Source organism: Methanoculleus sp. UBA303, from assembly GCA_002501655.1.
Classification (GTDB): domain Archaea; phylum Halobacteriota; class Methanomicrobia; order Methanomicrobiales; family Methanoculleaceae; genus Methanoculleus.
This window is the reverse complement of record DANY01000014.1, coordinates 26,200-45,783: the sequence shown is the minus strand read 5'-3', so window position 1 is coordinate 45,783 and position 19,584 is coordinate 26,200. Positions and strand designations below refer to the sequence as shown.

The window sequence follows — 19,584 nt, the reverse complement described above, 5'->3', positions numbered from 1 at the left end:
AGGTGGGAATTCCAAAGAACATTACCCGGGAGCATGTGCTTCAAGCGTTAAATGACATTAAACCAGGGACTATACCTTCTGACCGTGAAGCGACAAGGTTTGAGCTCATCTTCAACAAACATTTCTTCCCACCAAAATATGTCCTCTCCATAGCAAATCGATATGCGAACGGTGAGGATCTCCCTGCGTCGGAGTTCAGCGGAGGAGAGGAAGCAAATACATATCTGCGAAATCTGGGGTTTGCTGTAGTAGTGCGTTCAAATTTTGAGCGTGTGGTCAAGCGCCTGAAAGAACTCCTTCGACAGTCTGCCACGGATGGGGAATTACAGGATATTATTCAGGCAAGAAATGAAGTAATCGCAAAATATCAGCCGGTCTTTGCACCATCGAACATCCAGAACCTTTCCCAAGAGAGATTCGCGGAATTCCTTCTCTTCGAGAACAACAAGCACTGGACGAATCTGTATCGTCAGACACCATCCGTTACGGCCAATATGGAGTCGCTGAGGCAGGCGCTCACCGTCTTGGCCGATGAATCACAACCCATCAGTGAACGCTTAGATCGGGTCAATCCCAAGCAGAACAAGCCGGTAAAAGGGCTCGGAAAGGCAATTCTCACCGCAATTCTCTTGATAGAATTCCCGGAAACATATGGGATCTGGAATGGAACATCAGAAAACGGTCTTGGGAAAGCCGGATTATGGCCAGAGCTTCGCCGAGGCGCATCATTTGGTGAACAGTACCGTGCTATCAACAATGTTCTGGTGGCGCTCGCCGACGAACTGGCTATTGACCTTTGGACACTGGATGCCCTGTGGTGGAGATATGACGATCTTTCCCAGAGTGTACGCTACTGGAAAGTTGCTCCTGGTTGGAACGCAGTATACTGGGAGAGCGTGTGGATGCCTCAGGGCATTGCAAGTGTAGATTTCAACGAATTCACAGAATATTATGGTGAAAGGCTTCGGGACGCCCCAGAACTCAAGTCTTTCCAGTCCGAAATTCAGAAAATAGCTGATGAAAACTCAGCAAACCCTGCATACGATTATCTCCGGAAGCCAGGAGCCTTCCGGATCCAGTCCGAAATGTTCTGGAACTTCACACACGAGATGAAGGAAGGCGATTACATCGTTGCGAACAAGGGCATGAAGAAGATCCTTGGCATCGGCATAGTGAAGTCGCCTACAAAGATCGATGAAAATCTGGAACAACCATTTTATCGGAACGTAGACTGGATAATCACCGGCGGTGTGGCAGACAAACCCGGATCGATTAAAGGAAACTGGCGGAATACCATTATCGAACTTTCGAAAGATGATTTTGAGACGATACTTCATCTCATGTCCAATGGGGATGGAAAAAGGATCAATCCGCTTTTTGAGCACATGAGATCGTTACTGAAAAGGAAAAATCAGATAATCCTCTACGGCCCTCCGGGAACCGGGAAGACATGGGTAGTTAAGGAGTTTGTCCAGCAGCGCGGTGCAACAACAGTCAAGAGAAAAAACATTCTGGAAGATACACGATTCTTCTGGCTCACCATTAACCCCGAACGATGGGATCCGGAGAATCTCTGGAGAGAAGAGACAGAACTCTGGCCCGGGAAGTACAGAAGTGCATTTGAAGAGATTCAACAGGATGATATCGTCTTCGTCTATGCCGGGAAGAAATACCACAAAGTCTATGCAATCGCCCAATGCGTACGGAAAGAGCCCGGAATTGACGGCTACCCGAAGGTCTTCATCAAAGGCATAAAGGGAGTTGAAGGCCCCGATTGGCAAACGCTAAAAACCGATGATCTTCTCTCGGATGCAGCACCGGTCAAGGTAAACCTCCGTGGAACGCTCTTTCCCCTTGAATATGATGAAGCACTTCAGTTGCTTTCACTCACACAGGTCGATCCTGATGAGTTGCACCTGACACTTACCGAAGAAGATGAGACGGTAAAACCTTACGAGTTTGTCACGTTCCACCAATCTTTCTCGTATGAAGAGTTCATCGAGGGGCTCCGGCCGGTCAACACGGACGAAGGGCAGATCCAGTACGTGATCCAGGAGGGAATCTTCAAGCGGCTCTGTCGGGAGGCCTTCAATGCCCTTATGCAAGAAGCCGGGATACAGAAAGTCTGGTATGAGAAGGGAAAGATGCCAACACTGCACCCTGACGAGGAGCAGGAAGCCCGAGAACACATTGATAGTGTTCCCTTTTACCTGACAATCGATGAGATCAACCGTGGTGACATCTCCCGCATCTTCGGGGAGCTGATCACGCTTATCGAAGTTGACAAGCGACTATTGGCAAAGAACCAGATGGTTACAACATTGCCGTATTCAAAGACCTCCTTTGGCATCCCGCCGAATCTCTACATCCTCGGCACCATGAACACGGCAGACAAGAGTATCGCCCTCATTGACATCGCTCTCCGCCGGCGGTTTGGGTTCATCGAGCTGATGCCTGATTATGAGGTGCTTAAACAGATTCTCACGAGTGAAGATGCAGACCTGCGAGAGATTTACTCACTCTCGATCGATCTCCTCTCCTACATCAACCAGCAAGTAACCACCCTCTATGATAGAGATCATCAGATCGGGCACAGTTATCTCATGCGTATGAGTGAGGCAACAAATGTGGACGAGGCGATAGAATCGCTCATCTTCACCTGGTATCATGAGATTCTCCCACTGCTTCAGGAGTACTTCTACGACGCTCCTGCAAAACTTGAGAAGCTCCTCGGCAAAGAGTTCGTGGAGGTCGATGGCCGATCATTCAGGTTCAGAGACCCGCTGTGTGGTGATGATTTCATTCAGGCATGCTCCCGGCTCATCGAGAAAACCAAAGCAGAACCAACTGGTGGACTGCTGTGAGCAAGACGGTTGCGACACTCTTTGAGTATGTCTCCTACCGGTACGAACCGGCCTCAGAGACCGATTCATTCTCTGCAACGGAGAATGTGCTGTACTTAACGGAGGAGACCCTCCAGGAACTCGAGTGTCTCAACAGGACGAAATACTTCCTTGATATCGGCCGGAAAACGCTCAAACCCCTGAACTACATCGGCGTAGTCAGGGTTGGAGATCTCACGATCCAGATTCTTCCCAAACTCTTCAAGAATGACAGGTATGAAGCTCATAAATCTGTCATCGCCGGCAACGTCCTCAAGATGCTCTCCTACACCGAATCACTCCCGATCACCGAGATTGATACGGCAGATCTCGACACCGAGGAGTTTGAATTCTTTGAGGTCTTTGTCTGGCTATTCGCGAAGAACCTCGCTGAGCCCATCAAATCGAACCAAGTCCGGGAGTACGTTAGAAGAAGCGAAGAACTACATTTCGTCCGGGAGCGGATTGACACACGGCGTTACACAAATCCTGCCAAACTTCACATTGTCCCCTGCATCTTTCATGAATTTTCCAGAGACAACACCTTGAACAGGACGCTCAAATACACCTGCCACCTCATGTCTCGGATGGTAAGAAGTTCCGAGAACTTCCGGCTCCTCAAATATATTAACAACGTGCTTGAACCCGTCAGTCTCACACCGGTGACCCTTACCGAGGTCGACCGGATCCGGTTCACCCGACTGAACCAGCGGTTCGAGCCGTTCATCCGAGTTTGCCGGATATTTCTTGCGCATTCTACTCTCACGCTTCGGGCATCCCATGCAGAAACGTTCTCCCTCTTGCTCCCGATGGAGAGGCTCTTTGAGGAGTTCGTCGCCCAGGTGTTGCTGGACGACCCTGTCTACTTCTTCGGAAAGCAAGTGGAGGTCCAACCACAGGAGCCGATAGGGCATCTGGCAGAGAATGCCACCACCGGAAGAAAAGCATTCAGGCTCATACCAGATATCACTATACGGGATGGTGCTGCCACGGCTATCATCGACACAAAGTACAAGTTGCTCAACTTCGATGATCCCCGATTCGAAGTCAAGCAGCCCGACATGTATCAGATGTATGCCTACGTCACCAAACTCCATGCGTCCGGCGCCATGCTCCTTTATCCTGAAACCGAAGCCGTAGAATATGGCACATTTCTCTTTGCTTACACAGACAAAGATGGCTCAATGCGCACTATACCGCTCTACATCTGCTCAGTCCACCTCTCGGAAAACCTGAACACAGACGAAGGCTGGGCAGCATTCCGGAGATCGCTGGCCGAGGCGATGCGTGTGATCGTTGGAGCAGGGAGCCGAGAAGAGGAGGTCACGAGACCCGCTGTCCCGGGAGTAACAGGGTAGACCAAGGTCAAGCGGGGTTGGATTTTGCATATACTGCGTAAAGATCGAGATTGGCAGTTTGGTTAAACCAATCCAGAACGTTTTACTCTACCCTTCTTGGAGGTCCGGTCTCGTTTCTCTCTCGTGCCTTTCCAGGGTCTATACGTATTTGCAGCACACCTCAAGGCCGGCGTATCAGGTTGCCTAGCGCACTTTCCGCGGATTCCTGCGTTCCTTCCCGCGCCTGCGCCGGAGATTGAGGTCCCCGCAACCCCTGCCCGCGGCTCCGGAGGCCCCCGCCCCTTTGGAATGGCGACATCGTCTAGCACCTCAAACAGCCGCAACCCCAGACCGGTCGGTTTGTAAAACATCTTCCATTTATTCTCGAACCTGGCAACCTCCCTCGTTAGAAGCCCGCTGTCGACAAGACCCTTCAGCACCGGGCCGATGGTACAATCACTCAATTCTGCCCGGTTCATTCCGTGCTTCCTTTACAACGGACCGTATGAATGCCGTCTTTCCCTGTGTATAGGCCTCGCGGTCGAACGGATACTCTTCTTTGAGACGGCGTTTCAGTTTGCTATATTCCTCCGCAGCATCAGGATGGAGAATAAGATAATCCCGGAAATACAGCTCATCCCAGTCGCCGCCATAGCGGACGTGGATATGGTAGGTCTGTCCCACAAACCCTTCCGGCGTATACCCCTTCATGAACATCATGTGAGGCGGCGGATCGCGTGGCTGGGGGTCGTAGAGGTACCCGATGTCCACCAAATTGCGAATCAACTCCTCATTGTCGCAATTGTCGCTCACTTCGAGCAGGATATCGATTGTCGGCTTTGCGATGATCCCGGGGATGGAGGTGCTGCCGTAATGCGAGATCCGTTTGATGTGGTGCCTGCCGACAGCGTGTTCGATAAGTTCCTTTTCAGTGGAATATATCGCCGGCCAATCCGGGTTATACTCCGACAGGATGATAGGGAAAAGTCGTCCCAGTTCTTCAAGACTCATTTCATTCAGCGGTTTTACCAAGTTCATCACCCGAGTATTGCAATCTAACGAGGCATACGCGGTAAGGCACCATGGAACCTGCGCTTACGGTAATTTTTCCCGACAATGTCGGAAAAACGTTTCGTTAAATCAATCCGGACTGCTTTGCTCTGCTTCTCCACGAGTCCGATCCCGTCTTTCTTCCGTTGCTTTCGGGGTTTATACAACTTTGAGGCACTTCTCAGCATCAACGCATTAGGTTGTCCCACATTCCCGGCCTTACTTCTGTACTCTTTTGGGCCCCTATGCTGACAACCGGTACCGCCGCAACCCCGGCACGTGACCTCCGCCCCTCAGGAACGACAACATCATTCAGCACCTCAAACAGCCGCAGCCCTTCAGCTACAGAGAGTATCGAACGGTCGATCCGGGCAAAGCACAAAGGACAGGTGCAGTGCGGAGCGTAAGAAGCCATCAGGCTTCGAGTAGAAGGTCCCCTTCCCGGAACTTCACCAGGATGTCGATATCGCCTACGGGCGTCTCCCACAGACCCGGAGATGCCGATACGGGCCACGCCGTAGCGCTCCCGGATAGTACAGAGGTTCTGCCGGATCCGGGCAAGGGGATGCATCGTTACACCTGAGTACTCCATCCACCGTCCTATACCCTCCGATACCCGGGAGCTCGCATCCTGCCACCGTGGCCGGACAGTCCCGCATCACGCGTGGTCGGATCACTATCTTTTTCCGTGCTCTTTCGCATTTACTATTCTCCAGAGTATATCCTCCGCAATGGACGGCCCATACACGCACATCGGCATGGAGAATATCCAGGAGATCGATCGCAGATGACACGGAAGGCTAGACGGCATGATACACCCGCCGGGGACAGAGCGCTGCAACCGGTTAGCGAGATTCACTCTTCGGAACAGGACATCTCCTTCCTCCTTTCAGAACTCCGTGACATGATCCGGGCAGCCAAAGGCCGTGCTGCGACTGCAGTAAACGTCGAACTGGTCCTGCTGTACTGGCATATCGGCGATCGAATCGGCAGGGATATTCTCAAGGAAGAACGAGCACCATACGGTAAGAGAATTCTTTCGACGCTGTCGAAAGAATTGATAGCAGAGTACGGTCCCGGATACAGCCAGCCGAATCTGACCCGGATGATCCGTTTTGCAGCGCAGTTCCCATCCGAAGAAATTGTCTCGACAGTGTCGAAAGAATTGAGCTGGTCCCATTTCGTAGAACTTCTCCAGATCGAGGACGTCGTTGCCCGTGAATTCTATGTTCAGATGTGCCGGATCGAACGCTGGAGCGTGCGGGAGCTTCACTCCCAGATCCAGGGAATGCTGTTCGAACGCACCGCTCTCTCCCGAAAACCCGAAGAACTTGCCCGTCAGGAACTTGCCGTGCTGCGAGAGGAAGGCCGTGTCACGCCGGACCTGGTCTTTCGGGATCCGTACCTGCTCGATTTCCTCGGGCTTGCCGACACCTACAGCGAACGGGACCTCGAGACAGCGATCCTCCGGGAACTCGAGCGGTTCCTGCTGGAGCTCGGAGCCGGGTTTGCATTTATCGCGCGTCAGAAGCGGATTATCATCGATGGGGAGGATTATTACATCGACCTGCTCTTCTACCACCGCGGGCTGCGCCGGCTGGTGGCAATCGATCTGAAGATCGGGAAGTTTCAGGCAGCCGATAAAGGTCAGATGGAACTGTACCTGCGCTGGCTCGACCGATATGAGCGGCGGTCTGAAGAAGAGGCCCCGATGGGCTTGATCCTGTGCGCTGGAAAGTCCGCGGAGCACATCGAACTGCTCCAACTCGGCAGAAGCGGGATCCGCGTGGCGGAATACCTGACCGAGTTGCCGCCCAAGGTCGTGCTGGAGGAGAGGCTGAAGGCAGCAATCTCTGTTGCGCGGGAACAACTGGAGATGCGATATGACATAAATACGGTGAAATCACCGAAGACGGGAGAAGAATAGCCGACGACAAGGGCCATACTCCTGAAGTGTATGCATTAATCAAAATCCGTGCAAGCGGATGGTTGCTAAACAGGGGCGCACGGTGGGAGCTGCCACTGCCGCCCCGTTCTTCCGACGGTAAACCGAAGTGGCTTTTCAATAGGGGAGCCAGTTACGATGCGGAGGCACCCCCCTTACCGCCCCTCTTCTTGGATCATCCCCTCCACCGCGTCCTCCAGGGGCCCGAGTTTGGTCCGGAGGATCGTCGATTTCACCGCAGAATAGGAGTGAACGCTGATCTCCCGGAGCCCGGCCTCGATCTCCGGGTGGCGGGCGGTGACGCTCGGGGGAATCTGTTTCGTCGCCTTCCCGATGGTGATGAACCGGAGCACGACGGCGTCAAGGCGCATGCGATCCTCCACGAACTCCTCGAACGTCCGGTCCCCGACATAGGAACGGATGGACGCAACAGCGTCGCGGATGTCCTCAAGATACAACAGGAGATCCCCAGGCATAAACAACCTCGCCGAGGACGGCATCCCGGATCCGGGGCTTCAAGGTATCGGCGATGACGAGGTCCGTCCTTCGTCCAAGGAGATCCTCAACGTAGAACTTGAGGTCCATAAAGTGTGCGACTGGCTGCAGGGCAGGAGCTTGAGCACCGCGAGGCTGCGGGTGTCGAAGGTCTCCTCCCCCTCCCGGAACTCCACCAGGATGTCGATGTCGCTTGCCGGCGTCTCCTCGTTCTGCATCACGGACCCGGAGATGCCGATGCGGGCCACACCGTAGCGCTCCCGGATGGTGTGGAGTGCGACTGGCCGAAGGGCAGGAGCTCGAGCACCGCAGGTGCGAAGGTTCTGCCGGATCTGCGCAAGGGGATGCATCGTTACTCCTGAGTACTCCATCCACCGTCTTATACCCTCCGATACCCGAGAGCACCCTGTTCACGCTGCTCCGGTTCCCGGAGGGGCACTACCGCGACGGCTACTCCGTCCGCGAGATCGCCCGGCTGCTCGCATTGGGGATGGGACCGGCCAGTCCGGGTTATACTCCGACAGGATGATAGGGAAAAGTCGTCCCAGCGTCTCAATCGTCAAGACAGTGTCGGAAAAGCGTTTCGCTAAATCGTCCGGTCGAATATCGGGAGGGTCACCCGGCCAGGATTCGACCTGAAACGAGAGATGCCGTCACGACCGGTCATGCCACTCCGTTCCGGCTTAAAATGACGGCAATCTCTCCGCGCCCTCACCTTCACCATCGTGCTCCTGATAGCGGTCGTGGCTGCCATCAGCGCCCTGACGGTACCGGTGACGCACCAGACAATTATCTACGATCCGGCACCGAAAGGCGGCGGCGATCCATCTGACGATTACAGGTTTTGGCCTGACGATTATCTGACGATTCGTTTCTCATTTTCTCTCCGCCAGAACGTAGCCAGTCGAGCGCCCCCGGCCCTTCCGGACGGCCAGCCCCAATTTCATCAACAGACCAAAATCCCGCGTTGCCGTGTCCCTGGTGACGCCGAATTCCTCCTCGCACCTGCGGCTGGTCAGCGTCTCCCCGGTCGCGAGCAGCGCAACCATCTTCCTCTGCCGTTCATTGAGTTGGGCCTCGATCGCCGGGGTGACGAGAACACCCGAGGCAAAAGCCGGAACGCGAAGGCGATCGAGATCATCGGCAGGTCCAGGAAAGATCACCTGGAAGTAGCCGGTATCGGTGCCGAAAAGCGGTTGATTCAGGCCGTGGTTGAGCATCTGCTCCCGCATACGACGAAATCCGCTACCGCGCTCCTCGATCCGGTGGAAGTACGAGAGACACTGGGCGATCACCGGGTTGCGCGAACACGGCCGATACCTCCCTGTCCGGAGACTGGTAAGCGTGATCGGGGCGGGGGGCAGACCCGGGCTGGAGACGACCACGCGATCAAAGAATACTTCGAGCATGATCTTCCTCCCTGCATCCTCATACTGGCGATGCGCCACGGCATTGACCATGGCCTCCCTCAACGCCTCGACGGGATATTCATCAAGACGGACGCGATTGAGGCCCACAACCGTCATCGGGTGCCGGGTGTTGCGGTCGATAAAGGCAATGGCGCGGTCGATTGCCACTGGCATCGGGGCGCGGATATCCTCGTGATCGCGAGGATCGCCGTCCGGTTCGGTGCTGCGGTAGGCATCGGCAAGGATGCGGCACTGGGGAAAGACCCCGGAAGGATCCTTCGCCAGCAGGACAACACCGGCAGCCGTGGCAAAATGTTCCCCACTCTCCGGGTCGCGCCAAACCAAACCACGGAGTGAAGCGGCGGTGAGGAGATCGGGCATAGAAACCATTGCGGGATCACGCCCCTCCGCTGCAGCGATCATCTGTCGGGCGATGTCGTGATCGAGGTCCATCCAGCGGGCTCGTCTCATCAGGTGCGATTCAAAGGGAGATGTAGCCTCGATGGTCTGCTGTGCAATCTCATTTTCGTCCGACGACGGGGCTATCCCAAAGCATTCTTCGAGCACTTTTACAAGCGCAACGCGGACCTCTTTTTGAAGATCAATGACGTTGCCGAAGCGTTTGTATTTATATCCGTCAGCATCGATCTCCTCTAACAGACGACCGGTGCCGGCATCACGGTGTACGCCTCGGTCCCCTTTGATGAATATGAGGATTGGCAGTTTTCTCTCCTTTGCGTGTCGATATTCCAGATGCGTAACAGAGATATCGTCAATCTCTCTGCCGGACCGCGATCCTACGATGAGCAGGTATACCTGACTTGCATCCAGTGCCTTGAGGCATCCTTCGAGGTCTCGGTCCGGTGACGCAGGCTCGAACTCGTACAGCACCGGCGTACAGTGTCCCGAAAGAAACGGGTCCGTGTTCAACAAGTTTTGAGTAACGACCCGTTCATCCTCGAGCTCCTTCTGCACCGAACTGACGAAGACATGTTGTTTATGGTTCATCGGCCGACCTCGAAAAGGGTATCCAGCGACCGACGGCACTTTCAAGCCAGGACGAAAGAGTCTCTGCCAGATCCGGATATGCAGGCACGCCTCCGCCGCCTTCGGCGGATACACCGTTCGTGACGTAGAACGGGATGCTAAGGTTCCCGTCCCGAGCATGGATCTCCTCCGGTGCCGTCACACCTGCAAACCCCTGTTCGTCCGAAAACGCTTCGTAAGCCCCGACAATCCGCTCGATAAGGTCGCGCAACAGAGCATCGGAGAGGCGGTCTTTGTTCGTCCACTGTGCGTCGCCGAAGATGCCGTAGAGGGTTTCTGGGTTGGCTGTTTCAATACAGCGCATCGCTTTCTGGAGGACCTGCCCGACGTTTGTCGTTACCGTGCGGACATCGTTCCAACGACGTTCCTGAGGAATCTGGAATCGGTGGTTCTGTGGAAATCGAGCGTATTCCTCATCGCCTCCAGATTCTGCAAGAGCTGCCTGATACTCCGCATCATGCACATCGGAGATTCGCTTGAAGAAGAGGAGCGGGAAGATGTAGGTCTTGAAGTCAGTTGCGTCAACAGGCCCACGCAGGATGTTTGCGGCTTCCCAGAGGTGTGATTCGAGTTGAGCGAGGGTTGTTGTCGTAGCATCCATAGCGTAACCTCAAGAGAAGCAGTGCAGCGGATAACGGAGAGGAGGGGAAAGGCGGAACAGTTCTGTCCGTATATGCCGCCTGTGTCTCTCCTCTACGGCCGTTCCAGCACTTAATTACCTTTTTTGGATTGGGACTATATTAACTACCATCTTCTGTGTCTGGATATCTCTCAATATTCTGCCAAACATCTTCCAGATAGAGGAGAAGATCCCCAGGCATAAACAACCTCCCCAAGGATGGCATCCCGGATCCGGGGCTTCAGGGTATCGGCAATAACGAGGTCTGTCTTTCGCCCCAGGAGATCCTCGAGATAGAACTTGAGGTCCATAAAGTGATCAAATGTCTCCTCCCCCTCCCGGAACTCCACCAGGATATCGATGTCGCTTGCCGGCGTCTCCTCGCTCCGCGCCACCGACCCGAAGATGCCGATACGGGCCACGCCGTAGCGCTCCCGGATAACAAGCAGGTTCTGCCGATCCGGGCAAGGGGATGCATCGTTACTCCTGAGTACTCCATCCATTGTCTTAAGCCCTCCGATACCCTGGAGCACTCCGCTCACGCCGACGATAGAAGTTTAATCCCCACGGAGAACTACGATGCCGGCATGGGTAATGGGTGCTGCAACCTGAAACCGCCTACATTTGGAAAGGTTTTTGCTATCTAAAAACGGATAAAAATTTTCATGGACAAATTTCGCTTGAGATATCGCTGTTATCGAATTGCCAGTGTCCTGGCCGTACTTCTTCTTGTTTGCGTTCAGTCTGCATCTGCCGCACCGGATCAATCCCCGGCAAACTCGTCTGATACCCCCGAGGTCACGTCCTGGGAAACCGTCGCCGGCGTGCCTGAAGTCTACCTGGACAGCCTCCTTAAGACGCCGGACGGCGGATACGTGTATCTGGGGTACACAAAGAGTTCTATCGACGATCAGGGTGAACTGACGCGGGACGTCGTAGCGGGAGAGGTGAGCAAAGCCGGTGAGGCGCTATGGCAGGTGACACTCGGTAATACGCCGGTGTATGCGAGGTCCCTGATCCAGAGCGTCGACGGCGGATACCTGGTCCTCGGCTACAACGAATCTTACGGGAAGTACCGTACGGACGTCGCCACCGGCAGCAAGACGTGGCTGGTCAAGCTGAGCCCGAACGGTGAGATTCAGTGGCGCAAGGATGCCATCGGCGACATCGATTACGGGATGGGGATCGAGATTGTTCCGGCCCGGGACGGCGGGTACGTTTTCGTCGGGCACGCTCTCGACAGGGACGACTATACGAACTCTCTCATGAGCGCCGATAAGAAAAAGGAGATGGTGGAGGGACTGCCGATTTCATCGATTCCGGATGAACTTTTTGCCGAAGTGGCCATGTCGTCCTACCTTGACATCTGGATCGTGAAACTGGACTCAAAGGGCGAGGTGGAATGGCAGAAGACGTACGGCGGGACAGACAGCGAACTGGCCTATGCCATCATTCCGGATGGGGACGGCGGTTACGTCGTGCTTGGGGACGCACGGTCGATGGACGGCGACGTGTCCGGCAGCCACGGATCAAGGGACATCTGGATACTCAACGTGGACTCCGGCGGAAACCTGGCATGGCAGAAGGCGATCGGGGGAAGCAGTCTGGACAGAGCGGCAGGGGCCGCCCGGACGCCGGACGGCGAATACATCATCCTCGGCGTTACACTCTCAAGAGATGGCGACCTGTCGTCGCGTAGCGGAAACGGCTCTTCCGTGGTCGCAAAACTCCTGCCGTCGGGGGACCTCGACTGGATACAGAGCATCGGCGAGAAGAACCCGGGTCTGTTCCATGCCGTGACATCCACGCGGGACGGAGGATGCATTATTGCGGAGCGTCCGTATTCAGGCCAGGGCGAGCGGCTCGTACGCCTCGATGGCACGGGGCAGACTCTGTGGCAGATGACCATTGAGAATGTGAGCAGCACCATCGACCTTCAGCCCGTCGTCGGGGGGATCGCTGTCACCGGGTTAGATAAGCAAGGGAATGTCTGTTTCTTCACCCTCGGAGATGAGGAGGCCGGACTTCTCCCCGAAGAGGCGAATTTCTCTGCACAGGCGTCCGGCCCCTCGACCCCCCTCTCCCTGTGGCCACTGATTGCCGCCCTCGGCATTTCGGCAATCGTTCTCGTACGACGTCGATCAGGGAGATAAAAGACTATCATCTTCTTTTACCGGCGTTCTCCTTTCCCTCGCATTATGATCATCGCTGCTACCGGCGACGACATCACCACACCCCGGGCACCAGCCTGTAGCGCGTCTTCTGCCGGTACTTCGCGTATCCCGGGAGTTCCCTCACTAAAACCTCCTTTTCGTTCCGGATCCGGAGAATGATGAGTGCAGGCACGGGGAGAAACACGAAGAGCGCCCAGAAGGATCCGAGGGCGAGCGATGTTGCGAGAAACATCAGGATCGTTTCCAGGTACATGGGATGGCAGACGACGGCGTAGTCGCCGGCATCGATGGTTTCACGGAGAAGCATGGCCGCCCCCCAGAGATAGGATTCAAGCTGCTGCGTGATGTGGGCAGTCACGACGTCTCCCTCCCGGCAAGCAGGGCGCGGCCCATATCCGTAATATGGTACTTCTGATTGCTGCTTTGAGGCTTTTCCGGGATGGTCATCTCGATCAGTCCAGCCTGCATTAACGGCTTCAGCACGGAGTTCCTGAACTTGGTTCGACTCGTCCTGCCGACAATATCCATGAGTTCGGAGATGGACCTCTCCGTCACGCAGGCACGCAGCACACAACCTGGTCCCCACTTGGTCCCTGGGTTCAAGATCCTTTCACTCTGGTGCATGGCCGGAGCGTCGGCCGTCCTATAAGGAATGAGATCTCGATGCGGGAGAACCTAAATACATGCACATACACATACACAGCCATGGGAACCAGGACGATCAGCATCAGCGACGCTGCATATGAGAGGCTTTCGCGGTTGAAAGGCCCCTCCAACATGAGTTTTTCTGAAGTGATCCTGAAGTATACCCCGCCGAAGAAGAAACTCTCGGAGATCCTCAAGGAGTTCGGGCCGAACCCCGCGCTGGCCGACTCGGTCAAGGAAGCCTCATGCGAGATGAGGAAGGCTTCGATGCGAGAGGTCGACTTTGATGCCGACGCTTGACACGTCCCTGCTTATCGACCTTATCCGGCACGACACGGAGGCGATGAGAACACTTGAGGCGATGGAGCAGGAAGGGTTGCCCCTTGCAACCACATCGATCAACATCCTCGAGCTCTACCGCGGAGCGTTCCTCTCGGCATCGGCGCAGGAGAATATCCGGGAAGTCGAAGCAATCATTCAGGCGCTGATCGAACTTCCGGTCACGGATGAGACCTACCGGATCTTCGGCGCTCTCGCTGCCGAACTTCGGGAAAACGGTAGACCTATCGGAGACTTCGACGAGGTGATCGCCGCAATCACGCTCGCGGGCGACGGCGAGATCGTCACCCGGGACCGCCACTTTACCCGGGTTCCCGGGCTGAGAGTCAGGATCTATTAGGGAACCTGGCACCCTCACACAAGTTGGAGGAAAGTTGAGCCATACCGGGGGTCAGAATCGTGAACACGGCTTCCCACAGGGTGTTGTCTCGCGGGGAGCGATGGGCCGAAGGTCGGGAACTTTTGTTCAAAAAATGGTGGATAATCCTCGGCGCTCTCCTTTCCCGCGCAATATGATCGGATTGCCGCGCCCGGCGACCGTCGGGACGATGAAGACGATACAGAACGATGGGATCCTGCGCCTGAGCACGGAGGGAAGCGGAAAGAGGCTAACTCTATCGTATTCGCTCTTCCTCTTCCCGGATCATCGCCTCTACCGCATCCTCCAGGGGACCGAGTCTGGTCCGGATGATGTCCCAGAGGATCGTCGGTTTCACGGCATAGTAAGAGTGAACGCTGATGTCCCGGAGCCCGGCAATCTTTCGTCACTCGACCTCCGGGTGGCGAGCGGTGATCTCGGCCGGGATCTGTTTCGTCGCTTCCCCGATAGTGATGAACCGGAGCACGACGGCGCCAAGGCGCATGCGATTCCCCACGAACTCCTCGAACGCCCGGTCCCCAACATAGGAACGAATGGCCACAGCGGCGTCGCGAATGTCCTCAAGGTACAGCAGAAGGTCCCTAGGCATAGACAACCTCGCAGAGGACAGCATCCCGGATCCGGGGCTTCAACGTGTCGGCGATGACGAGGTCCGTCTTCCGCCCCAGAAGATCCTCGAGGTAGAACTTGAGGTCCATAAAATGTGCGACTGGCCGCAGGGCAGGAGCTCGAGCACCGCGAGGCTGCGAGTGTCGAAGGTCTCCTCCCCCTCCTGGAACTCCACCAGGATATCGATGTCGCTCGCCGGCGTCTCCTCGTTCCGCGCCACCGACCCGAAGATGCCGATACGGGCCACGCCGTAGCGCTCCCGGATAACAAGTAGGTTCTGCCGGATCTGGGCAAGGGGATGCATCGTTACTCCTGAGTACTTCATCCATTGTCTTATACCCTCCGATATCCGGGAGCAGCACCAGGAGAGTGGGCGACCTGCAAGGGAGTTACGACCGCGGTCGGATCCGTTTGTTATATATCTTCATACAACAACCATGAGATCATGTCTGCAAGCGCCGGATCCGCCCATTCCCCCACACTCGATACGATCCGAATGGTCGAGGCCTTCATCCTGGAGCACAGCGGCGAATATCGCCGCCGGGCGCTGTGGGAGCGCCTGCCGCGAAAGGTCATGTACCAGACGTTCAAGACAATCATCGAATACCTCCTGGAATCAAATAAGATCGCCATCGACGCACACGGGAAGATATGCTGGATCCATGATCCCGACCTTATCCAATGGTACCGGGCCCGCGAGGATCTTCGGATCAGATGAAGGCCGCGATCTATTTCGCAGACGCAAAGGTAAGGGAAGCCTTCAAGGCCCTGAAGGTCTCGCCCCATACAGAAGATCGGGAACTGGCCGCCCTCCTCGACAAAGCCATCACGGCGATATCCGCCAACGCGTTTTGCGGCACGCAGGTTCCAAAGAGGCAGATCCCGAAGCTCTACCTGCAGCGATACCCGCCGATAACGAACCTCTGGAAGTACAACCTCTCTCGGTCCTGGAGACTGATGTACACCGTGGCCAGCGACGGCGACACCATCGCGGTCATCATTGAGTGGCTGGACCATACCGGCTACGATCGCCGGTTCGGGTACGGATAGCAGGCTTCCGGAAACAGTACCGGGCTGCGGGGTCCCGGGTCAAGCACTCCGACCTGCCCTTTCACTCTGGTGCACGGCCGGAGCGAGGGTCGTCCTCTATGATGTGCCCGACAGCGCGGATACCCCGCCACCCATATCCTGCCAGGGCGGTCAATGGTTCATGAGCAAACTTTTCTACAGATCCTCAAATGTTATCCATACACGGAGACCGGCTATGACGGAGAAAGAGAGGATGTTACGAGGAGAACTCTATGCCGCACAGGACGAAGAGTTGAAGCGAGATAGCCTGAAAGCCAGAAAATTGACGCGATTATTCAATGGAACGACAGAAGAAGAATTAGAATATCGGACAGAGTTACTAAAGAATCTCTTTCAATCTACAGGTGAACATATCTTTATTGAGCCGCCATTTCGCTGTGATTACGGCTGCCACATTCACATTGGCGACAATTTTTATGCGAACTATGACTGCATCATTATCGATGTTTGCGATGCGACCATAGGCGATCATGTCTTTTTCGGCCCTCGTGTCGGCGTTTATACTGCCGGACATCCGATTGACGCAGGGGTGAGAAACGCGAACCTTGAGTATGAAAACCAATAACGATAGGCAACAGTGTCTGGTTGGAGCGGATACTGTCATCAATCCCGGCGTAACAGTCGGGAATAACGTGGTAATCGGTTCGGGCTCTGTCGTGACGAAGAATGAGGGGCTAGCCGCAAGAAAAAGGACAGGAAAAAAGACGCAGCACGGGGAGAACTAAGGCGCTGCCACATGCTGGGAGCGGCCCCGTCGCGCCACCACGTGCAGTCCCGGCAGATAGATTTTTCACCCTTAAGCGCCATGCGACCGCCATGGCGGAACAAGGAACCCAGGCAGTTGCGTTTGCTCTCTCGCTGGTTGCGGGAATTCTCATTCTCATCTCCGGCATCGTGATCCTCATGCTGGGAACCGCCTTCATGAGCGGCATGATGGGCGGGTACTACCCCGGCATGATGGGCGAATACCACGAGGGCATGATGGGCGGGTACGGGAGTCCGATGGACGGATATCGGTATCCCACAGGATATTTCCCGTTCGTGGCGGCAGGCATCGGGATCTGGGGCATCGTATGCGGGATCATCATTCTCATCGGGTCGTACATGCTCTACTCCCGGCCGGCATCCCACGCGGCGTGGGGCATCGTCATCCTCATCTTCTCTCTGCTGAGCGTCTTCGAAGGAGGAGGTTTTGTCATCGGGCTGATCCTCGGCGTTATCGGCGGGATCCTGGCGATCGTCCTGAAGCCGCCGTACCCTGAGGGGGGAGCGAAGGAATCGGCGTAACGGGTTTCAGGGAGGATGCATCCGGCAGGAACGAAGGGGGGAGCGTGAGATCCACGTAAGCCGCGATGACCGGCATCACCTCCTGAAGATCCCGCAGGAGTAGTAGATGTGCAGCACCAGCACGATCAGGAACGGGCCCCAGAGAAGAGAGTGGATCTGCTGGGAGAGCGCCTTGTCGAGGAGCCCGAACGTCAGGGACCGCACGAGCCATGGTTCCGTGATCCCGAAGCCGCTGATCAGGAAGAGGAGCGTTAATACGAGGAGGGTCCAGGAGACCAGTTTCCGGTAGGTGAACCGCACCATCCCGTTCCTCCCTACCCCTGATCGAAGAAAGATCGGTCGAGGCTCCCGTTGTTCGCATACCCCCGGCTCTCCCAGTAGCCGCGGTAGTTCGCATCGTCGGACACTTCAATGCGGTTCACCCACTTCACCCACTTATAGCCCCAGCGGTCCTCAGCCACCAGTTGGAAGGGAAATCCCCGCTCCGCCGGCAGGGTGACGTTGTTCATGGCATAGGCGAGCAGGATGTCCCTATCCTCGATGTAGGCGAGGGGAAGCGAGGAAGAGTAGCCGTCCTCCGCGTAGAAGATGACCGTATTCGCCCCCGGTTTCACCCCCGCTTCCTCGAGGAGATCTTTCACCCGTATCCCCTCCCAGAGGATAGTGACGTCCCAGCCTTCCACGCAGTAGAGGGTAACGACCTTGCGGTAGTGAGGGAACCGTTCCATGAGCGCACTGTAGGAGTATTCCTCTCTGTTCTCCACCAGCCCATCGACGGTGAGCGTATACGTGCTTGCATTCACGTGCTGCGGGCCGCGGATCGAGTTCTCGCGGAAATCCGCAATCGAGGAGAGTCGCTCCCCCTGGTACTCCCGCACCTCCGCAGGTGCAAGCTCCGTCGCTCCCTGCCTGTTCTCCGCCAGATCGAGGGCGTAGAGGACGGCGATGGCGCCGACCAGCAGTATGACTATGATCTGACCGGTACGGCGTCCTCGCCGCATGAAAGTACCCCCATATATGATTCCTGGATCTGCTGGTGTGTGGCGCCCGGTTCGTGTGAACTACCCCGCGCTCTCGGGCGGGGCTTCCTGCTTCATTCTCCTCCCCATCGGGAGCGAGTCCACAGGCTCGACGGTGCGTTCCGCACCTGCTACCCCGACAAGATTCTGCTCTTGCAGGGCGAATTTCTTGATATTGATCGCCGCGTTGATATCGCGGTCGTGGGTCGCCCCGCAGTCAGGACAGACCCACTCTCTGTCTGAAAGGGCGAGATCCTGCTTGAGATACCCACATTTGCTGCATATCTTCGATGATGGATCGAACCGCCCTATCTTCAGAAGAGTCTTCCCATACCTCCGGCACTTGTACTCCAGCATCGCGAAGAACGTGCTCCACGACACGTCGCTGATACTCTGCGCGAGGCAATGGTTCTTTTGCATTCCAGCGACATTCAACGATTCGACTGCAATGGCTTGGTTCTCGCTCACAACGCGAAAAGAGAGGTTGTGCAGGAGATCGTTGCGCTGGTTGGCGACCTTCTCATGGCACCGGGCAAGTCTCTGGATTGCCTTCTGCCGGTTCTTCGATCCTTTCTTCTTCCGGGACACCCGTCGTTGCAACACCTTCAGGCGCTGGAAGGAGTTTTTCAGATACCGGGGGTTCTCAATCTTCTCACCCGTTGATAGGGTGGCAAAACTCGTCAGGCCGACATCGATCCCGATGGCGGTATCCAGAGCAAACGGTGCCGGTTCCGGCTCTTCCACCCCATCCTCAACCAGAATGCTGACGAACCACTTCCCAGTGGAGGTCACCGAGACCGTCGCATACTTCATCTTCCCGGTGAAGAGGCGATGAAAGACGGTCTTAATCTCTCCAATTTTCGGGAGTTTGACCCGACCCTGCTCGAAGTCCACGGTGTAATGCTGCGGTACCTGAAAGGATTGTACCGGATTCTTCTTTGACTTGAACCGGGGAAACCCTTTCTTCTCGCGGAAGAACCGGGTGAAGGCATTGTCGAGGTTCTTGTTTGCACTCTGAAGCGATTGGGAATTGACTTCTTTGAGCCACGGATGCTCCTCTTTGAGGGCGGGGAGGCGGTTGTTCAGGTCGAAACAGGAGAGTTTTCGCCCTTCCTGTTCGTATGCCCGGATCTTCTGCTCCAGAGAATGGTTATACACAAACCGACAGGCATGGATGTGCTGCATGAGGAGCGAGATCTGCTCCGGAGAAGGATACATCCGATACTTGTAGGCCTGAAGCATACAACCATTATCACACC

24 protein-coding genes and 1 pseudogene are annotated in these 19,584 nt (G+C 55.7%); 11 read left to right on the top strand and 14 right to left on the bottom strand.

Translation table 11 applies throughout. The features are described 5' to 3' along the window. Positions 1-2: 2 nt before the first annotated feature. Positions 3-2,864, top strand: coding sequence for an AAA family ATPase (locus tag BP846_RS03280; protein WP_292392615.1), 2,862 nt, complete (start codon positions 3-5; stop codon positions 2,862-2,864). Further along, positions 2,861-4,240, top strand: coding sequence for an McrC family protein (locus BP846_RS03275; RefSeq protein ID WP_292392614.1), 1,380 nt, complete (start codon positions 2,861-2,863; stop codon positions 4,238-4,240). Before BP846_RS03280 ends, BP846_RS03275 begins: the two co-directional genes overlap by 4 nt. 62 nt (positions 4,241-4,302) lie before the next feature. Here BP846_RS03275 and BP846_RS03270 read toward each other — a convergent pair whose 3' ends face one another. After that, complete coding sequence (locus BP846_RS03270; protein ID WP_292392613.1) at positions 4,303-4,698, bottom strand: hypothetical protein; 396 nt, start codon at positions 4,696-4,698, stop codon at positions 4,303-4,305. Then, positions 4,676-5,257, bottom strand: coding sequence for a GrpB family protein (locus BP846_RS03265; RefSeq protein WP_292392612.1), 582 nt, complete (start codon positions 5,255-5,257; stop codon positions 4,676-4,678). The genes BP846_RS03270 and BP846_RS03265 overlap by 23 nt, the downstream gene beginning before the upstream one ends. Before the next feature lie 799 nt (positions 5,258-6,056). On the opposite strand from BP846_RS03265, the gene BP846_RS03260 reads away from it, so the two are divergent. Next, positions 6,057-7,196 (top strand): PDDEXK nuclease domain-containing protein, encoded by a 1,140-nt coding sequence (locus BP846_RS03260; RefSeq protein ID WP_292392611.1) that lies wholly within the window; start codon positions 6,057-6,059, stop codon positions 7,194-7,196. Between the two features lie 173 nt (positions 7,197-7,369). On the opposite strand, the gene BP846_RS03255 is transcribed toward BP846_RS03260, so the two are convergent. From BP846_RS03255 to BP846_RS03235, 5 genes are all read right to left on the bottom strand, one after another. Continuing rightward, on the bottom strand, positions 7,370-7,690 hold the full coding sequence (locus BP846_RS03255; RefSeq protein WP_292392610.1) for a DUF86 domain-containing protein: 321 nt from the start codon (positions 7,688-7,690) through the stop codon (positions 7,370-7,372). A gap of 39 nt (positions 7,691-7,729) precedes the next feature. Continuing rightward, on the bottom strand, positions 7,730-8,059 hold the full coding sequence (locus BP846_RS03250) for a nucleotidyltransferase family protein (protein WP_349680751.1): 330 nt from the start codon (positions 8,057-8,059) through the stop codon (positions 7,730-7,732). 525 nt (positions 8,060-8,584) lie between these two features. After that, the gene (locus BP846_RS03245; protein WP_292392609.1) at positions 8,585-10,126 is read right to left on the bottom strand and encodes a helix-turn-helix domain-containing protein; all 1,542 of its coding nucleotides are present in this window, start codon (positions 10,124-10,126) and stop codon (positions 8,585-8,587) included. Further along, on the bottom strand, positions 10,116-10,766 hold the full coding sequence (locus BP846_RS03240) for a type I restriction-modification system subunit M N-terminal domain-containing protein (protein ID WP_292392608.1): 651 nt from the start codon (positions 10,764-10,766) through the stop codon (positions 10,116-10,118). The genes BP846_RS03245 and BP846_RS03240 overlap by 11 nt, the downstream gene beginning before the upstream one ends. Before the next feature lie 170 nt (positions 10,767-10,936). Further along, positions 10,937-11,287, bottom strand: a complete 351-nt coding sequence (locus tag BP846_RS03235) for a nucleotidyltransferase family protein (protein WP_292392607.1) — start codon at positions 11,285-11,287, stop codon at positions 10,937-10,939. 321 nt (positions 11,288-11,608) lie between these two features. Here BP846_RS03235 and BP846_RS03230 point away from each other — a divergent pair, with 321 nt between their 5' ends. Continuing rightward, positions 11,609-12,937: a hypothetical protein gene (locus tag BP846_RS03230; protein WP_292392606.1), complete on the top strand. Its 1,329-nt coding sequence runs from the start codon at positions 11,609-11,611 to the stop codon at positions 12,935-12,937. A gap of 73 nt (positions 12,938-13,010) precedes the next feature. Here BP846_RS03230 and BP846_RS03225 read toward each other — a convergent pair whose 3' ends face one another. Together BP846_RS03225 and BP846_RS13060 are read right to left on the bottom strand one after the other, a co-directional pair. Continuing rightward, a complete protein-coding gene (locus BP846_RS03225; RefSeq protein ID WP_292392605.1) occupies positions 13,011-13,316 on the bottom strand; it encodes a methyltransferase family protein in 306 nt (101 codons plus the stop codon). Next, the gene (locus BP846_RS13060) at positions 13,313-13,582 is read right to left on the bottom strand and encodes a Fic family protein (protein ID WP_349680750.1); all 270 of its coding nucleotides are present in this window, start codon (positions 13,580-13,582) and stop codon (positions 13,313-13,315) included. The genes BP846_RS03225 and BP846_RS13060 overlap by 4 nt, the downstream gene beginning before the upstream one ends. Positions 13,583-13,663: 81 nt before the next feature. Between BP846_RS13060 and BP846_RS03220 the strand changes: the two genes are divergently transcribed. Next, positions 13,664-13,903 (top strand): antitoxin VapB family protein, encoded by a 240-nt coding sequence (locus BP846_RS03220; RefSeq protein ID WP_292392604.1) that lies wholly within the window; start codon positions 13,664-13,666, stop codon positions 13,901-13,903. Beyond that, the gene (locus BP846_RS03215; protein ID WP_292392603.1) at positions 13,890-14,282 is read left to right on the top strand and encodes a type II toxin-antitoxin system VapC family toxin; all 393 of its coding nucleotides are present in this window, start codon (positions 13,890-13,892) and stop codon (positions 14,280-14,282) included. Before BP846_RS03220 ends, BP846_RS03215 begins: the two co-directional genes overlap by 14 nt. 274 nt (positions 14,283-14,556) lie before the next feature. Here the strand turns inward: BP846_RS03215 and BP846_RS13055 are convergent. Continuing rightward, positions 14,557-14,910, bottom strand: a pseudogene (locus BP846_RS13055) (DUF86 domain-containing protein). Positions 14,911-14,949: 39 nt separating this feature from the next. After that, the gene (locus BP846_RS03200) at positions 14,950-15,234 is read right to left on the bottom strand and encodes a nucleotidyltransferase family protein (RefSeq protein WP_394339952.1); all 285 of its coding nucleotides are present in this window, start codon (positions 15,232-15,234) and stop codon (positions 14,950-14,952) included. Positions 15,235-15,375: 141 nt separating this feature from the next. Here BP846_RS03200 and BP846_RS03195 point away from each other — a divergent pair, with 141 nt between their 5' ends. The 5 genes from BP846_RS03195 to BP846_RS03180 all read left to right on the top strand — a co-directional run bounded on the left by BP846_RS03195 (position 15,376) and on the right by BP846_RS03180 (position 17,306). Further along, positions 15,376-15,648 (top strand): hypothetical protein, encoded by a 273-nt coding sequence (locus tag BP846_RS03195; protein ID WP_292392601.1) that lies wholly within the window; start codon positions 15,376-15,378, stop codon positions 15,646-15,648. Then, a complete protein-coding gene (locus tag BP846_RS03190; RefSeq protein WP_292392600.1) occupies positions 15,645-15,980 on the top strand; it encodes a hypothetical protein in 336 nt (111 codons plus the stop codon). Before BP846_RS03195 ends, BP846_RS03190 begins: the two co-directional genes overlap by 4 nt. A gap of 214 nt (positions 15,981-16,194) precedes the next feature. Continuing rightward, positions 16,195-16,584 (top strand): sugar O-acetyltransferase, encoded by a 390-nt coding sequence (locus tag BP846_RS03185; protein ID WP_292392599.1) that lies wholly within the window; start codon positions 16,195-16,197, stop codon positions 16,582-16,584. Further along, entirely contained in the window at positions 16,571-16,744 is a 174-nt protein-coding gene (locus tag BP846_RS13100) for a DapH/DapD/GlmU-related protein (RefSeq protein WP_394339951.1), read from the top strand. The genes BP846_RS03185 and BP846_RS13100 overlap by 14 nt, the downstream gene beginning before the upstream one ends. A gap of 91 nt (positions 16,745-16,835) precedes the next feature. Further along, positions 16,836-17,306, top strand: coding sequence for a DUF6114 domain-containing protein (locus BP846_RS03180; RefSeq protein ID WP_292392598.1), 471 nt, complete (start codon positions 16,836-16,838; stop codon positions 17,304-17,306). Positions 17,307-17,381: 75 nt separating this feature from the next. Here the strand turns inward: BP846_RS03180 and BP846_RS03175 are convergent, their stop codons facing one another. The 3 genes from BP846_RS03175 to tnpB are packed head-to-tail and all read right to left on the bottom strand — an operon-like array spanning position 17,382 to position 19,567. Further along, positions 17,382-17,609, bottom strand: coding sequence for a hypothetical protein (locus BP846_RS03175; RefSeq protein ID WP_292392597.1), 228 nt, complete (start codon positions 17,607-17,609; stop codon positions 17,382-17,384). Between the two features lie 11 nt (positions 17,610-17,620). After that, entirely contained in the window at positions 17,621-18,307 is a 687-nt protein-coding gene (locus BP846_RS03170; RefSeq protein ID WP_292392596.1) for a molybdopterin-dependent oxidoreductase, read from the bottom strand. A 60-nt stretch (positions 18,308-18,367) separates the two neighbouring features. Continuing rightward, positions 18,368-19,567, bottom strand: coding sequence for an IS200/IS605 family element RNA-guided endonuclease TnpB (gene tnpB / locus BP846_RS03165; RefSeq protein WP_292392595.1), 1,200 nt, complete (start codon positions 19,565-19,567; stop codon positions 18,368-18,370). Positions 19,568-19,584 lie beyond the last annotated feature (17 nt).

What these genes read in the sequence shown, in the direction of transcription:
- BP846_RS03270 (WP_292392613.1), bottom strand. Translation starts at nt 4,698, where the DNA reads ATGAACCGGGCAGAATTGAGTGATTGTACCATCGGCCCGGTGCTGAAG.
- BP846_RS03265 (WP_292392612.1), bottom strand. Translation starts at nt 5,257, where the DNA reads ATGAACTTGGTAAAACCGCTGAATGAAATGAGTCTTGAAGAACTGGGA.
- BP846_RS03260 (WP_292392611.1), top strand. Translation starts at nt 6,057, where the DNA reads ATGACACGGAAGGCTAGACGGCATGATACACCCGCCGGGGACAGAGCG.
- BP846_RS03255 (WP_292392610.1), bottom strand. Translation starts at nt 7,690, where the DNA reads ATGCCTGGGGATCTCCTGTTGTATCTTGAGGACATCCGCGACGCTGTT.
- BP846_RS03250 (WP_349680751.1), bottom strand. Translation starts at nt 8,059, where the DNA reads ATGCATCCCCTTGCGCAGATCCGGCAGAACCTTCGCACCTGCGGTGCT.
- BP846_RS03245 (WP_292392609.1), bottom strand. Translation starts at nt 10,126, where the DNA reads ATGAACCATAAACAACATGTCTTCGTCAGTTCGGTGCAGAAGGAGCTC.
- BP846_RS03240 (WP_292392608.1), bottom strand. Translation starts at nt 10,766, where the DNA reads ATGGATGCTACGACAACAACCCTCGCTCAACTCGAATCACACCTCTGG.
- BP846_RS03235 (WP_292392607.1), bottom strand. Translation starts at nt 11,287, where the DNA reads ATGGATGGAGTACTCAGGAGTAACGATGCATCCCCTTGCCCGGATCGG.
- BP846_RS13060 (WP_349680750.1), bottom strand. Translation starts at nt 13,582, where the DNA reads ATGCACCAGAGTGAAAGGATCTTGAACCCAGGGACCAAGTGGGGACCA.
- BP846_RS03220 (WP_292392604.1), top strand. Translation starts at nt 13,664, where the DNA reads ATGGGAACCAGGACGATCAGCATCAGCGACGCTGCATATGAGAGGCTT.
- BP846_RS03215 (WP_292392603.1), top strand. Translation starts at nt 13,890, where the DNA reads ATGCCGACGCTTGACACGTCCCTGCTTATCGACCTTATCCGGCACGAC.
- BP846_RS03200 (WP_394339952.1), bottom strand. Translation starts at nt 15,234, where the DNA reads ATGCATCCCCTTGCCCAGATCCGGCAGAACCTACTTGTTATCCGGGAG.
- BP846_RS03195 (WP_292392601.1), top strand. Translation starts at nt 15,376, where the DNA reads ATGTCTGCAAGCGCCGGATCCGCCCATTCCCCCACACTCGATACGATC.
- BP846_RS03190 (WP_292392600.1), top strand. Translation starts at nt 15,645, where the DNA reads ATGAAGGCCGCGATCTATTTCGCAGACGCAAAGGTAAGGGAAGCCTTC.
- BP846_RS03185 (WP_292392599.1), top strand. Translation starts at nt 16,195, where the DNA reads ATGACGGAGAAAGAGAGGATGTTACGAGGAGAACTCTATGCCGCACAG.
- BP846_RS13100 (WP_394339951.1), top strand. Translation starts at nt 16,571, where the DNA reads ATGAAAACCAATAACGATAGGCAACAGTGTCTGGTTGGAGCGGATACT.
- BP846_RS03180 (WP_292392598.1), top strand. Translation starts at nt 16,836, where the DNA reads ATGGCGGAACAAGGAACCCAGGCAGTTGCGTTTGCTCTCTCGCTGGTT.
- BP846_RS03175 (WP_292392597.1), bottom strand. Translation starts at nt 17,609, where the DNA reads ATGGTGCGGTTCACCTACCGGAAACTGGTCTCCTGGACCCTCCTCGTA.
- BP846_RS03170 (WP_292392596.1), bottom strand. Translation starts at nt 18,307, where the DNA reads ATGCGGCGAGGACGCCGTACCGGTCAGATCATAGTCATACTGCTGGTC.
- tnpB (WP_292392595.1), bottom strand. Translation starts at nt 19,567, where the DNA reads ATGCTTCAGGCCTACAAGTATCGGATGTATCCTTCTCCGGAGCAGATC.